Annotated in this window: 4 protein-coding genes; all 4 read left to right on the forward strand. The window is 64.4% G+C overall.

Translation table 11 applies throughout. From position 1 onward, the window contains the following. Positions 1-7: 7 nt before the first annotated feature. A complete protein-coding gene (locus MTAI_RS06475) occupies positions 8-7,984 on the forward strand; it encodes a translocation/assembly module TamB domain-containing protein (RefSeq protein WP_245453146.1) in 7,977 nt (2,658 codons plus the stop codon). A 77-nt stretch (positions 7,985-8,061) separates the two neighbouring features. Further along, the gene (locus MTAI_RS06480) at positions 8,062-10,638 is read left to right on the forward strand and encodes a BamA/OMP85 family outer membrane protein (protein WP_027886706.1); all 2,577 of its coding nucleotides are present in this window, start codon (positions 8,062-8,064) and stop codon (positions 10,636-10,638) included. Positions 10,639-10,893: 255 nt separating this feature from the next. Further along, complete coding sequence (locus tag MTAI_RS06485) at positions 10,894-11,355, forward strand: hypothetical protein (protein ID WP_027886705.1); 462 nt, start codon at positions 10,894-10,896, stop codon at positions 11,353-11,355. A gap of 269 nt (positions 11,356-11,624) precedes the next feature. Then, positions 11,625-14,762, forward strand: coding sequence for an ATP-binding protein (locus MTAI_RS06490; protein WP_223299638.1), 3,138 nt, complete (start codon positions 11,625-11,627; stop codon positions 14,760-14,762). The last annotated feature ends 123 nt before the right edge of the window (positions 14,763-14,885 follow it).

Here is a 14,885-nt window from a genome sequence, read left to right on the forward strand (position 1 = left end):
TGAGCTGGTGCTGAACCGTGTGAGCGTGCAGATTGAGCAAAGCCGGAAGTTTTTTTTGCCCACCCTGCAGGCCACCATCCGCGGCAGCGGCCCCTATCAGGTGGCGGTGGCGCTGCCCGACGGCAGGCTCTGGGCCACGGTTCGCCGCACCGGGCGCGAGTTTGAGGCCTGGCAGATCGAGGCCAGGGGCGAGCTGCGGGCGGCCCGCTACTGGTTCGATGGCTTCGAGTCGGGGGAGCTCGAGGGCACCTGGACGATTGGCCCCAGGGTCAAGAACGGTATCCTGGGCAAGAACCAGATCAAAAACGCCACCGTCAAAATCGTGGGTTTCACCCTTACGGACATCTTCGGTGCGGTGGATTTCGACGGACAGATGGTGACTGCCAACCTGGTCGGGCGCGGCCTGGACGGCCCCCTCAAGGGTTCGGCCACGGTGGATTTGCGGGGCCAGGAGTACCGCTTCCGGGTCGAGGGCAACCCCACCCTACCCGCCCTGGCCGCCCACTTCGGCCTGCGGCTGCCGGTGAGCGGGGGCGGCCCTCTGGTGCTTTTGGGCCGGGGCTGGCAGAACATCGTGATAGATGGACGCTACAGCGGCGAAGGCCGCCTGCTGGGCGAGCCCCTGACCTACGAGGGCCGGCTGGCCTTCGATAAAAAGTTCCAGCTCGACGCGGTGGTGGATGGGGCACTGTTCGACCGCACCTTTCAGGCCACGGTGGCCCTGCGCAACACCGACGAGTACACCGTCCGCCTGCGCGACTCCTTTCAGAGCAACCTGCGCCTGACCGGCAAGGGCCCCAACACCCAGGCCCAGGGCACCCTGGTCTGGCCGCGCCCTCTGCTGGGAGAGGCCGGGCTGCGCTTTGAGAGCCGCGGGCCGCGCTGGAACCTGAGCGTGCAGTCGGAGAACGTGGGCCTGCCTGCCGCCAGGCCCTTTAGCCTCTCGGGCAGCTTGCAGGGCCAGGGGGCGAGCGTAGCGGGCCGGCTGGGGCCGGTGACCTTGGGCGGCACCTGGGACAACCTGCAGATGCAGCTTTCGGGCCTCGAGCTCGTGGTGGGTCGGCTCACGGGCCGGGCCGCCCTCGAGGCCGGGCGTTTTAGCGGCAACTTTAACTACGACTCACCCTACACCCGCTTTCCCATCGCAGTGCAGCAGGACGGCCAGACCTGGCGGCTCTCCAACCGCTGGGCCAGCGGGGTATATCGCAATGGGGTGTTTACCCTGGACGTACGCGACCTGCCGCTGCAAATACTCGAGGCCTTTGAACTTTCCGGCAATGTACGCTACGCGGAGGGCAGGCTCTCGGGCAACTGGAACCTACAAAGTGAGCGGGTGGGCATAGACGGAGAACTCTATGATCTGGCCACCCGCTACCAAGGCGAGGTGCGCACCCCCTGGCGGGTGCTGCCTTTGCGCGGAACCGCCGACAGCACCGGGCTCCAAGCCCAGCTCGATACCCTCCGCATCACCGCCAACGGCCCCGAGGGGCTGCTGCTGCGGGGGCCGCTCGAGCTCGGTTCGCAGATCCGCCTCGAGGCCGACCTGGGTCTGCAAGGCTCGCTCTACAAAGGGCAGGTGCGCTTCGACACCCCATGGTTGAGCGGGCGGCTGGAGGGGCGCGGCCCGGTGCTGTGGGCCACCGCCGATGGCTATGCCCAGCTCGCCGGCCCCATCTGGCCCAGCACCGCGCTCAGGGGTCGCCTGACCCTGCCCTTATCGGGGTTTGTGGAGGTGCCCGCGGTGCCCCTCGAGGTGAGCCGCACCGAGGTGCGCTGGCCGGGGGGGCGGGTGGCGCTGCAGGCCGGTTTTCCCTTCGAGGGCACCCTGCCGCTTTTGGTGAACCGCCAGGCCGGCCGCCTGGAGGCCCGGGGCAACCTCGAGCGCGGCCGCCTGGAGTTGCGAACCCCCTATGGAGCCGTGAGTGGAGCAGGAGCCTGGCGCAACCTGGCGGTGCGGGGCCGCCTGAGCTACGCGGGGTATGCGGGTGAGCTCCAGGGGCAGGCCGACCTCTTTGGGCTGGCCTACCAGGGGCGCTTGCAGGTGCCCCGGCTGGAGGGGGCGCTGGAGTTCAGGGGCCGCAGCACCAACCTTAGTTTTGCCGGCCTGTTCCAGAACAGCCGCCTAAGCATTGCCGGAGATTATCGGTGGGTGGCTGGAAAACCGCTGGACGGGCTGCGCCTGCGGGTCATCGCCAGCGACTACGACCTCACCCGCTGGGGGCTGCCCGGAACCCTGCGGGGCAACTGGTCGGAACGCGGGGGCCGCCTGAGCCTGAGCACCCCCTACGGGCAGGCCCAGCTAAGCGGCTCGAGCCTCTTGGGGCCGGCCAACCTCGAGGCCCAGAGCCCCTACGGTACGGTGCGCGGCACGGTTAGCAGCGAGGCCATCGCCTTGCGCGGGAGCCTGCGCCTGCCCTATGTGAGCGGCACGGTAGAGGTCTCGGGGCCCTGGAACAACCTCGAGGCCTGGGGCCAGGGGCGCTACAGCCTGCCCTACCTGGAGCCGCAGAACTGGCGCCTGAGCGCGGACGTGCTGGCCCAGACCTGGAAGCTGGAGGGGCCGCTGGAACTCGAGGGCAGGGGCTTTGCGTATGCGGGCCGGGTCAGCTGGCCCTACCGGCTGCTGGAGCGACAGGGGGTGTTGCAGGGTGGCCTGGAAGGCCAGGGCCTCTCGGTACGGGGCAGTCTGCGTACGGACTATGCCGGCCTTCCCCTAAGCGCCACCCTGCAGGCCGAAGGGGCCGACCTGGAACGGCTGCGGGTCGCCCTCGAGCTGCCGGAAGGGCGGGTGCAGCTGGCCCAAAAGCAGGTGGTCTTCGACCTCGAGACCACCCCCCTGGCCCGCCTCTTCCAGGCCGAGGTGCAGGGCCGGCTGCGGGGCCGCCTCGACCTGGCGGAGGTTTTATCCTCTGGCGCTGCCCCAAAGGGTGAGCTGGCAGGGGCCTTGCAGGTGTACGGCCAGCAGGTGGTACTCGATTACAAAGACCGCTCCCTTTCAGCTTTCCTTCCGGCTTACGGGGTGGGGGCTTTGGTGGAGCTCGAGCCCGGCCAGAATCCCCAGGTCATCGGGCTCGGTAACCTGGAGGGCCGGCTCGAGCTGGGCGAAGAGCTCAAGGGCCGCCTGGCCTACCAGGTGGAAGGGATTTGGGCGGAGGCCCAGATTAGCGGGCCGCGCCTGCACCCGGAGTTCACCCTGGAGGCCCAGGCCCCGGCCCTCAAGCTACAGGCCCAGGGCCGCTACGCCCTCCAGCAAAACCGGGGGCTGGCGCAGGTGCAGCTCGAAAGCCCCTACGCCCAGGCCCGCCTGGAGCTCTCGAGTGCAGGGAGTCGCTACCAGGCCAGTGGGTGGTTCTCCAGCCTGCAATACCTGCGGCAAAGCGGCCCGCTGCAGCTTAGTGGGGAAGGTGCCCGCTGGACGTTGGCCTGGGCGGCCCCCCTGCGGGTCGAAGCCCAGGGCCAGGCGGCCAATCTCCAGGAGGTGCGCCTGGCGGGGCAGGGGAACCTTGAGATCGGGGGACGCATTTTGGCCCTCTCGGGCGGTATGGCTCTTACCGGCGAGGCCTTCTCCGGGCAGATGCGGGCCCAGGGCGAGCAGATCTCGCTCGAGCTGCTGGGCCGGGGCAGGGAGTTGTGGGCCCGCGGAACGGCTTATGGGGTTTATGTGGAAGCCCGCACCAACCGACAGGGTGAACTCGGCGGCCAGGTCGGCTATACCCGCAGCCTGGGCCCCAGCACCCTAAAAGCCCGTGGAACCCTGGGTGGAACCTTGTGGCAGCCGCTGCTGCAAGGTGAGGGCAGCCTGACGGGGCGCGGCGCGGTGGTGGCGCTGCGCTTCGGGTACGGTTCGGAGGCCCCCTCGGGCACAGCCGGGATGATCAACGGCCTGCCGGCTGCGCTATGGGCCCAGGCCGAAGGGGCGGGGCTCTCGGCCCGGCTGGCCGGGGGCGTGCTGAGCCTCCAGGCGGACAGCGACCTCGAGCCCTTCGTGGGCCTGCCCATCCGCCTCCAGACCCAGGGCGAGGGGCCTTGGGAGAGCCTGCGCCTGCCCTTCACCCTGAGCGGCTCGGGCCTCGAGGCCAGCGGAACAGCCTTCCCGGCGGGGCTGCAGGTACAGCTTCGGGGCCGCTACCAGGAGCAGCGTTTTGACCTGCGCTACGACCGGCAGGTGCAGTTGCAGCTCGATGGTCCATACGCCACCGGCACGGCCCGCTGGGCGGGGAATGCACCCAGCGGTTTGTTGCGGCTCGATCTTCCCCTGCCCGGTGGACGGCTGGTGGGGCAGGCCAGCCTGGACGAGGGCCGGGTGGCGCTCGAGGGCCGCGAGGGCTGGCAGGGGAGTCTGAACGGACGTCTGCGCGAGGGCTGGAAAGAGCCCACCCGCTGGACGCTCGAGGCCAGCCTCAAAGGCCCCTTCCCAGCCCAGAGCACCCCGGTGAGCCTGGAGGGGCGGTTTGAACTGGACGCGGCTCCCCTGGCCTTGCGGGGCAACGGACAGGTACAGGTGCCGGAATGGGGGGCGGTGCAGCTTCTGGCCCAGGGCAACGAGATCGACCTGCGCGGTCTGGACGGGCTGGCCCCCCTCAGCGGGCGCTTGCGGCTGAGCCCTTTGCAGGTTAACTGGTCGTATGTGGGGGCCCTGCCGCGCGGCCTGGGCACCCTCGAGGCCCGGGGCACCTACCCCGGGCCGTGGGTGGAGGGCCGCTATCAGATTGCTGGGCAAAGCCTCAGCCTAGCTGGGCAGGAGACTGTGCTCCGCCTTAGCGCACCGGGGCTGGAAGCCAGCCTCACCCCCGAACGGCTCGAGGCCCGCCTGCAGGACTACAACCTGAGCGGCCTGCGCCTGAGCGGGCGCATCGCCGGGCCATGGAATGCTTTAGAAAGCAGCCTGGACTGGACTGGATTTGGCCGCACAGGGGCTTTACAGGCAAGCTGGCAGCAAAGCCGCCTGCAAGCGAGCCTGCAGGGTGACCTGGAGGGCTCTCTCAGCTACCAGGGGGGTTGGTCGGGGCGCCTGAAGTTTCGCGAGGGGAGCCTCGAGCTCTCCGGCAGCGGGATTCCCGTGGTAGAGGGTGATGTCCTGGGCCTGGCCTTGCGCCTGCGCTACCCCATGTTGCAGGTAGCCCCCGACCGCGAGAGGCTTCCAGCCAGCAGCCTGATGATTAATCTCTCCGAGCGCAGCGCCACAGGTGAATTAGGGGTGCGCAACCTCGAGGTGCGGGGCCGGGGGCCCGGGCTCGAGGCGGTCTATCCCTTGGCCGGGGGGCGCCTGGTGGCAGCCCTGAACTTACAGACTTTGGCAGTGAGCCTCTCGGCGCCGGAGCTGGGAACGGGTGAGCTGGTTTTCCAACAGGGGCAGCTCAGCGGTGGGCTCGAGCTTAGCGTCTATGGGCTGGATCTGAGCCTCGAGGGCACCGGGCCGCAGGCCAGCGTGCGGGTGGTGCACCCCACCACCGAGTGGCTTCCCTGGAAAAGCGGCGCTCTAACCGGGCAGATTGGCCTCGACGGTGGCTGGAAGCTGCTGTACCGCGACCCCGAGCAAAAGCAGCAGATCGAGGCCGAGGGGCGCCTGCTCGAGGCCACCCTTACTGCAAAGGGGCCTTGGATTGAAGGGCAGATAAGATACCCTGGCCCGGGCAGATGGCAGGGGCGTTTACAGCTCGATCTGCCCCTCGAGCCCCTTTCCAGCCGCCTGCGGCTGCGGGTGGATGGTCAGGATACCCTCAGCGCCACCGGTAGCCTGGATGGCGACGTGGGTGTCCTCGAGATTCGGGGAAGCCTGGCCCCCAGCGGCCTGCAGGCGCGGGTTGGCTTCAGGGATCTGGCTATTGAAGAGGTTCCCCAGTTCGCCAGCCGCCTGCCCTTTCTGGCGGGTCGAACAACCGGCTCGCTGGTATATGACCAGGGCCAGGTCAGGTTCAGCTTAAGCAGCCCAGGGCTCAAGGTTAAGGGTGACGAGCTGGTGCTGGCTATGGAAGCCAAGGGCGCGATTACCAATGGCCTATTGCAGGCCGAAATTGACTTCGAGAAGGCCGATCCATCGGGTGGTTTGGCGCAGAACGGCAACCTGGGTTCCAACCGCACTACGGCCAGGATTCGCCTGGAAAACGGCATCCTGAGCGGAGAGGCCGTGGCGGCCGCCTTCCCCTTGCACTGGCTTTTCTCAACCTGGGCTGGTGAACTGGCCGGCCAGGCTTTTTGGACGGGGCGCACCAGTTTCAGCTATAACATCCGCGACCCCTGGGCCTCCAAGGGCATCTGGGTAGGGGAATACCTGCGCTTCCAAGGTGGGGGCGACACCCTGGTGGGTGTGGCTGCGTTGCGATTTGAGCAGGAGCGGCTGTACATAGATCAGTTGAACCTTTCGGGCAAGGGAACCTGGACGGGGTCGGGGTACTATGGCCGGCGGGGCAGCAACCTGCGTCTCAGCCTGGAGAACACCAGTTTTACGCCGGTTTTGCAGGTTATACCCAACCTCAAGCCGCTGGCCCCCGAGGGCAGCGGTACGCTGCGCTTGGTTTCGAATGGCGAAGCGTTTGACCTTACGTTGGAAAACTTTGGCTTCAAACTGGGCCCGGTGCGGGCCGAGACCCCCCGTGCGGTGCTGCGCGTCGGTAACACCACCAGCGCAGAGGGTCGTATCAAACTGACCGCTCCCTACCCCGCCGAGGCCCAGCTTTCTGGTGAGGGCGACCTTAGCAACTTTACGGTGCGGGCTACGGGCCTGGTTAACCTGCCGCTTCTGAGCCCCGATGAGCCCTTTGACTTGAGCTTTAATTACCCGGCCTACACGGTGGATGCCCGTTTGCAAAAACAGGATGCCCGCTTGTATGGTACGCTTTTCCCCCAGCTCATCCTGACCCTGCAGGGACAGGTGCCGGTCAGTTACCCGCAGTACTTTTTGCTGGATGGCCTGCTCGAGACCAACTTAATTTTGCGTTATCAGCGTGGAACCTACATTGTGCAGGGGGCTACCAATGTGATCCGCGCCCGGCTGGGGCTGCCCGCGGGCCAGCGCGAGGTAACCATTAACGCCCCACCCGAAGCCGGCTCGGCCCGCTCGTCCAGTGCGATCCCTGTGGAGTTCGCCAACGTTCAGTTCAAGGCCGACCGGGGCATTATCATCCAGGAGTCGCTGGCCCAGGGCGAGCTTGCTGGGGAGGTGTTCCTCAACGGTGAAATCACCAATCCCTACCTATCGGGGGAGGTGGTGCCTTTGCGGGGGAACTTCCGGCTGTGGGACCGCGACTTCACCATCCGGGATCGCTCCGCCGAGCAGCGCAGTTACGCCCGGTTTAGCCCGGCCGCCGGTATTCTGCCCGAGCTGCAGATCGTGGCCGATACGCAGGTGCAGGATCGCGCCCAGGACAACCGCCGGATTCAGATCAACCTGACCCTCAAGGGGGAATTTCTGCGGCAAAATGGGCGTATCAAAGTTAGTTTGACCCCAACTTTTGAGGCTATCTACAACAACGAAACAGCCCGCAAGGCCGACGGCCAGCCATACAGTGAAGCCGAAATCTACACCCTGCTGCTGCTAGGCCGTTCCGACCTATCGGCCCTGCCCAGCGATATTGCCCAGACCGGCCTTCAGGCCGCGATACAGAACTTTATTGTAGGGCAGCTCGAGCGCGAGCTAGCCAAGGCTTTGGGGCTGGATCAGGTGCGGGTGGAAATCCCCGCCCTGAACGGCGGCACCATCGAGGAGACCCGCTTCACCGTCGGGCGCTACCTGTCTCCTGAGCTGTTTTTTGCCTACTCGGTGGACCTACGGGGCTACCAGACTATTTTTGCCGAATACCTGCAAGGCGACTATCGTCTGCGCTTCAGCACCGAGCTCTTCCCCCAGCCCAGGCCGGAAATTTCATTTGGCTGGACAATCCGCCCCCTTGGGGCCGACCTCACCATTGACCTGGCCACGGGGGTGGGGGATGGTTACCGCAACGATGGTATTAAGTTTGGTGTGGGCTTTACTTTCCGCTTCTAAAAAGCGAAACAGTGGGATGTGGGTGTATTGAAAGCTCTCTCACTCACACTTCACCCGCTTCGCATATGTTTGGCAGCATGAAGCGACTGTTCGCCGTTTTGCTTTTGCTGGGCGCGGCCTGGGCGGCCCCTATTCAGGAAGTGGAAGTGCGGGGTACCGATGCCGTGCTGGTTGCTCTGGTACGTATTGCGCTGCCTTTTGGGGTGGGTGATGAACCGGGTGACCTCGAGCAGGCCCGTGCAGCCGTACTGGATACCGGCTATTTCCGGGATGTAAAAATTCGACTGGAAGGCAGCAAGCTGGTGGTTGAAGTGGTAACCAACCCCAGCATCACCAAGGTGGCTACCTCAGCCAAGGCTTTCCCCGAGGCCAATGTGCTGCGCTACTTGGAGACCGAACAGGCCATCGGGGTGGGCTCGGTTTTCAACCCCAAAAAAGCCAGCGAGGCGGCCCAGGCCTTGGCTAGGATCTACCGCAGCGAGGGCTTCCCGTTTGAACCCAGGATTGTGCCCGAGGCCAAGGAGGTGGCCGGGGGCGTGGAGCTTTTTTTCAATGTGGATGAAAGCCCCGAACTCAAGTCGGTGGAGGTGGGGGCTGCCACCTATGTTCCCAAGGAACGCCTCGAGCCGATCTTTCAGCCGGTTATCGAAAACGGGCGCTTCTCCTTCGAACGCTTCCGCGATGCAGTAGGGCGTACGGCCGATGTATACGCGGCGGCCGGCTTTAGGGGCAGCGGAGTCAACCTGGCCGCTACCAGCCTGGTGGACGGCGTGCTCAAGGTGGCTTTTAGTGAGTTGAAGATTGTTGAGATCAGCGCTCGAGGGGTGGATATCAGCTCCCTGAACCTTAAAGTGGGCGACCCGTTCAACCTCGACCGCATACTGGACGGGGTTAATGCTCTATCCCGTAGCCTTGGGCGTGTGGTGGATCTAAGGCCTGAGCGGATAAGCCAGGAGGGGGTGCGCCTGACTTTTCAAGCCGGCGAGCAGCGCTATGGGGCAATTCGTGAGGTGCGCATAGAAGGCAACACCGCCATCCCCACACAACAGCTGCTGTCGAAAATGCGTCTTAAGCCCGGAGACGAGTACAACCCGACCCTTGCCAATGAGGATTTCGCCCGTATTCTGCGGGAATACCGCGACCTTGGCTACGACCTCGTTGCCCAGCCCGAGATTAGCTTCCGCGAGGGGGTCTATGTGCAGCGGCTGCGTGAGCTACGAATCGCGGGCTACCGTATCGAGCCGGCCCTGACCCGCACCGACCCCAGCGTGTTTTTGCGTGAGATGCCTCCGGTGGGCAGCCTGTTTTCGGTGAGCGCTTTGCGCCAGGGTATTACCAATGTCTTGCGCACCGGTTTGCTGCGTGAGCCGCCGGGGGTACGCCCCCAGCAGGGTGAAAAACCCGAGGATGTGATCCTGGTGCTGAGCTTCCGCGAAGCCCAGACCGGCAGCTTTGTACCTGGAATTTCCTGGAGCAGCCTGACCGGCTGGGAAGGCAGCATTAGCATCAGCGATACCAACCTGTGGGGGCTGGCCCACCAGTACAACGTAACCCTGGGTGTTAACCCCAACGACGCCGGCCAGTTTCTAACCTTCAGTGCCTCTTACCGCATTCCCTGGATCTACATCGACTTTGCCGACTTCAAGCAGGTGCGCACCTCTTTTGGGGTGAGCATCTACAGCCAGCCGCAAGCCAACATTGGCTTTCCCCTCGAGCAGCTTTACAACGGGAATACCCCTGACCTCAATGGTGACGGGATCATCGACGATAACGATAGAACCTCAAAGTGGCAGTACACCGAACGCAAAACCGGCATTAGCTTCACCATCTCACGTCCCCTGAGCAGCGACCTACCCAACCTGCGGGTTTCGGCAGGGCTCGGCTGGGAATGGAGCATTCCCTTTCTGGAGGTCGGCGACCCCAACCGGCCCCGCTGTTTGGTGAAGGTCTCGGACTCGAGCAACATGGCCAACCCATCGGTGGCTGAGGATACTGCCTGCAGCGAGGCTTTGCTGCAGGATGCCCAGAACAGATTTGAACAGAGTGTGCGGGAGTTTCAGGCTATTACCCTGAACCTGGGCGCGACCTACTCCACCCTCAACAGCCCTACCTTCCCCACCCAGGGCTTCTCGATCAACCTCAGCACGGGCTACGGCATCACCTTCCCTAAAGGCGGCGAGGCGACGCAGTACGTTCCGGTGGTGGTCAGTGGAAGAACCTATTTCCAGCTAGACCAGGCGGCCCGCCAGGCCCTGGGTTTGCGGGTTTCTGTAGGCACCATTCTGGGCACGGCGCAGGACAGCCAAAAGTTTAGCCTCGGGGGTAACAGCACCGACATCACAACCCTGCGCGGTTACGACCCCCGCTTCCTGGATAAAGGCACCACCGTGTTGAACGGCTCGATTGAGTACGGCTACGACTTTGGACTGAGTCCCACCGGCGGAACCAACCTCTACGGCTTTGTGTTTGCGGATTTTGGCCGCCTATGGCCTGCTTCGGGCGATTTGGATGCTTTCTTCCTGGGGGCTGGTGTGGGTCTGCAGCTCAACCTCGACCTGCTGGGGGCCATTCTGCCGCCCATTCGCCTCGACTACGGCTTTAGCCAGCGCAACCCCACGGGCCGCTTTGCCTTACGCTTAGGTCTCGGCTTCTAAGGCGGGCTGGGTGTCCTCGAGCCCGCCGGTGGTTTGGGTTGTGCTACCGGTTCCGCTTGGATCTTTATACCAGATTGGGTTGGTTCGGCGCCTTCCGGTGCTGAACCAACCCGACCGAAGTTATCCGCTTAGCGGAGGGCGATACCGCCCCTTTCGCCGAGCATAGCGAGGGGTGTGCTCTAGGATTCAAAAAGATAGCCCCTGAATGTTTTTTGTTTGAAGATTATCTTTTTGAATCCGGTATGATAGAGCCCGATGAAGGCAACCGCCCGACCTGCAGCGCTCGAGGATAGCCCGGAATCCTTCTGGGAGCGTTTCGCGCAGTACGCTCAGACCTGGCCCGTAAGCCCAGAACCCCTGGGCAGTCCGGTGCTCGAGGTACTGACCCCATGGGGTGTTCTATACCTTTTCGATAGAGGCATAACGCCCTTTTCTGGGGGAGAGGCCTCGCTGCTTATTCATGGGCAGGTGGTGCACTGGGAGGCGGCCTCAGAGGCCCCTGCCATCGAGCACCTTGGTGGGGGACGTTATAAGGTGCGGGGCCGTGTGGAAGCGCTGCTGGACAACCGATACTTTTTGCTGGGCCTGGCAGGGGCCGGGCAAGAGAACCGGCTGCACCTGGTACTGGCCGGCTCGAGGCTGCCGGAGCTGGGCACCCCAATTCAGGCCCATTTAGCTCCTCCATTGATGGCCTTTCGCTCGGAAGTATCCCGCTAGGCTGGCTGTGGGGTAGGCGGGGTCGTTCACCCCTTTGAGGGGCCTAGACAGTGTTTATAGAGGCTTGCTAGCTGGCTTGGAAATCGTTACCCGATTGGCTATACTTGCTGGTGTTGGGCATCACGTACTCGTAGCAGGCTGCTAGGCGATGTAATTCATTTTCATCGCACCGATCAATATTTCCAGTGTGGTTTTGCCCTATGATTTGCCCTCGCTGTGGTCACAGCAATGCGGATGGAGAGGAAAATTGCGTCCGTTGTGGCAATGCTTTGCTGCCTGGGGGGACTTTCGTTCAGGAACGGCGCTGGGTCAGTGCGGTGTTTTTCGATCTCTCGAGGTTCACCGAGTACGCGCTGGCCCACCCGCTGGAAGATACCTGGGAAGCCGCCAACACTGCTCTACAGACCGCAGCCAGCCATGTTCGGGTCTATGGTGGGCACATAGATAAGTTTTTTGGAGACGGTTTCCTGGCGGTTTTTGGTGTGCCGCGCAGCCAGGAATCGGATGCGCGGGCGGCCCTGGAAGCTGCCCAGGCGATGGTGGCTTCCAGCACCCTACCGGGCCGCGCAGGGGTCGCTAGTGGCCTGGTTCTGCGCACGCCCTTAGGGGGGGGGCTGGCCGGCGACCAGACCGTGTTGGGGCCGGCCATCAACCTCTCGCAACGCCTGTCGCAGGCGGCCCCGCCGGGTGAGGTGTGGTGCGATGAGACAACCATGCGCCTGGTTCCAAGCGCAATTACCGAGGCCCTGCCACCCCAACCCCTCAAGGGGTACGCCGAGCCGCTTTCTCCATATCGCTTTCTGGGGCTGCGCCCGGATCCGCCGGAGGTGCTGGGACGGGAGCGGGAGGTGCACATCCTGCGGCAGGCCTTAGAAGCTGTGCGGGCTGGGGCCGGTCGGCGATTGGTGCTTTATGGGCCAATGGGGGTTGGTAAGTCGCACCTGGCCCGCCACCTCATAGAAACCCTGCCGGAGGGGGTGCATGGCGTGCTGGCACCTCGGTTAACCACCGGTGTGACTTTGCGCTACGCCCTACAACAGGCTTTGCACAGGCTGTTGCCGGGGGGGCTTTCCCAGCTCCGGCAGATCAATTTGCCAGAACATCTTCGTACGGTGCTGGACTTCAGTATCGGCATTGAAGAGCACCCGGGCCTGCCCTCCGACGAACTGGATCGCTTGCTGATAGAGGCTTGGTGGACTTTGCTGGCCCGGATAGCCCAGCGGGTTCCGATTGTGGTGGTGTTGGAAGACATGCACAACGCCGACCCCACCGTGCTCGAGTTCACCCGCCGTCCAGCGCCGCCCGGTGTAATGCTGCTGCTGGTATCCAGGCAGAACCGTTGGGAGCCGGCCGATGATCTGGAAACCCTCTTGCTCGACCCCCTTTCACTGGAGGATGCGCAGCGTCTCATTTTACGCATCCGTCCCGACCTGGGCCCGGCAGCCAGTCTTCATCTGGCGGAGGCCAGTGGGGGCTATCCCCTGGCCGTACAGGCCCTGAGCCTCACCCCCACCGGTGAGCCTGAACCGATTCCGCTGTTTCAGCCCAGGTTGGATAGCCTGCCCCGCCTGGCCCGGGTGGCCCTGCAGGCTGCAGCTGTCCTGGGTGCGACCGTTCCACCTGAGCTGGTGAGGCATCTGGTAGGAGAGGAGGCCGACCTGACCCGGCTGGTGGGGGAGGGGTACCTGGAAGCCGACGACCGGGGGCAGCTGCGCTTCGCGATTCCCTGGTTGCGGGAGGCGATTCTGGGTCAGGTGGGGGGGCAGCAGGTTAAGACCTGGCACCAGCAGGCTGCGCGCTGGTATCAGCGTCAGGGCCGTCTGGCCGAGGCGGCCACCCACCTCGAGGCCGCGGGCGATCTGGCCACGGCCTATCGCATGTGGCGGGTGGTGGCCCAGCAGACCTGGGCCGAGGAGCGGTACTCGGCGGCCATACTGGGCTTCCTCGAGGCCTTGCGCCTGGCTGAGGGCAATGTGCGCTGGCAAGCGGCGCTCGAGGCCGCCGAGGCCCACCTGGCCCTGGGCCGCTATGCCGAGGCCCTGGAGCTGGCCGGCCTTCCGCTGGAGGCCCAGGAGCTGCCCCTGAACCTGCGCCAGCGGGCCTGGGCAATCCGCCTCGAAGCGGGTCTGGCCTTGGGACAAACCGATCTGGTGGAGCGTCTGGTAGCACAGGAGACCGCCGGCATCCACCAGGTGGGTTCAGAACCGCTTGCGGCCTCCCTGGCAGGCGAGGAAGGCCCCGGGCTTCCAGGTCATGAGAGGAACGCTTTTCCTCGACTGGAGCCTCGCTGGGCGCTGGCGCTGGCCCGTACCCTTCCGCTGGATCAGGCGCTGGCTTTGCTGGAAGGGCTACCCCCGCACCTCGAGGGCCCAGCCAAACTGATCCGCGCCCGGGGCTGGCTGCGCTCCGGACAACTAAAGCGGGCCCAGGCGCAGTGCGAGGCCTACCTCCGGGAGTGCGCCTACAGCCCGGTGGGAACCTTCGAGGCGCGACAAATTCTGTCAGAGGTGCTCTGGAGGCAGTTCAGGCTCAACGATGCCCTGAACGCCCTGGGCCCGCCGCCGGGCGAGGTGCTGCCGTCGTGGTTTAGTAGTCTGTACAACAGCGATCTGGCCGATCTGCAGCTGGATATGGGCCGGCTCGAGGAGGCGGGGGCTTTGCTGGAAGAGAGCCTGCTGTTGCTGGAGGGGGCACCGGCCTGGGCGATCGAGCGGGTAAGCCGGGTTCGCTTGCGCTACTTGCTGGAGTCGGGCCAGCTCGATGATGCCTTGTTCTTTGGGGAATCGGCGGTGGCTCGAGCTCCCTCGCCCGGCCTGCTGGCTGTTCTGGCCCTGGCCTATGCCCTGGCCCCTGGGCAAACCAACGGTCAGATGCTCCAGCGCATGCTCAGGGGCCTCGAGGGTCTGCAACACCCGGAGGTGCAGGCAGCCTGTGCACTGGCTAGGGCAATCCATTCATGGCACTGGGAGCGGGGCGGGGTCGATCATATGCGCCAGGCAGCCTTGCTGGCGCGGCAGGCGCACAACCCCAGGCTCTTTTTCTATGCGCTGCTGGGCCTGGGCTTCCTCTATCAGGCCCGAAACCCCAAAAAGGCCCTGACGATTGTGCGGTACCTGCTTCGAAAAACCATGACGGCCGGTTTTGTAGCGCAACACAGCTATGCCCGCCTATTGCAGGTGCAGATTTTGCTAACCATGGGCCGCGACCCCGTTGACCCGCTGGACTTCGAGGCTAAGACACCCCTGGCTGAGCTATGGTTTACGCTGGTGCGGGCGGCCTTGAAAGGTGAAAAACCTTGCTTAAGCACCCATAGCTTCCGGGGATATGGGGTTTTGGGTGTTCTGGCTCGTTGGTTTTCTCAGCAGGCCGCTGTACCCTGGAAACCACGCCCTATGCAGCTTGAGTAGCCTTGTGCGGCGATGCGTATGGTTGGTGGGAGTATTGCCAAAGAACCCCTTTAGCTTCAGGCCCTTTCCAGCCAAGGCGGGTTAGAATAGGGTTCTAAATTTGCTGACCCAAGGGTCTGCTAG

Origin of the sequence: Meiothermus taiwanensis WR-220 (assembly GCF_003568585.1) — a bacterium.
Classification (GTDB): domain Bacteria; phylum Deinococcota; class Deinococci; order Deinococcales; family Thermaceae; genus Meiothermus; species Meiothermus taiwanensis.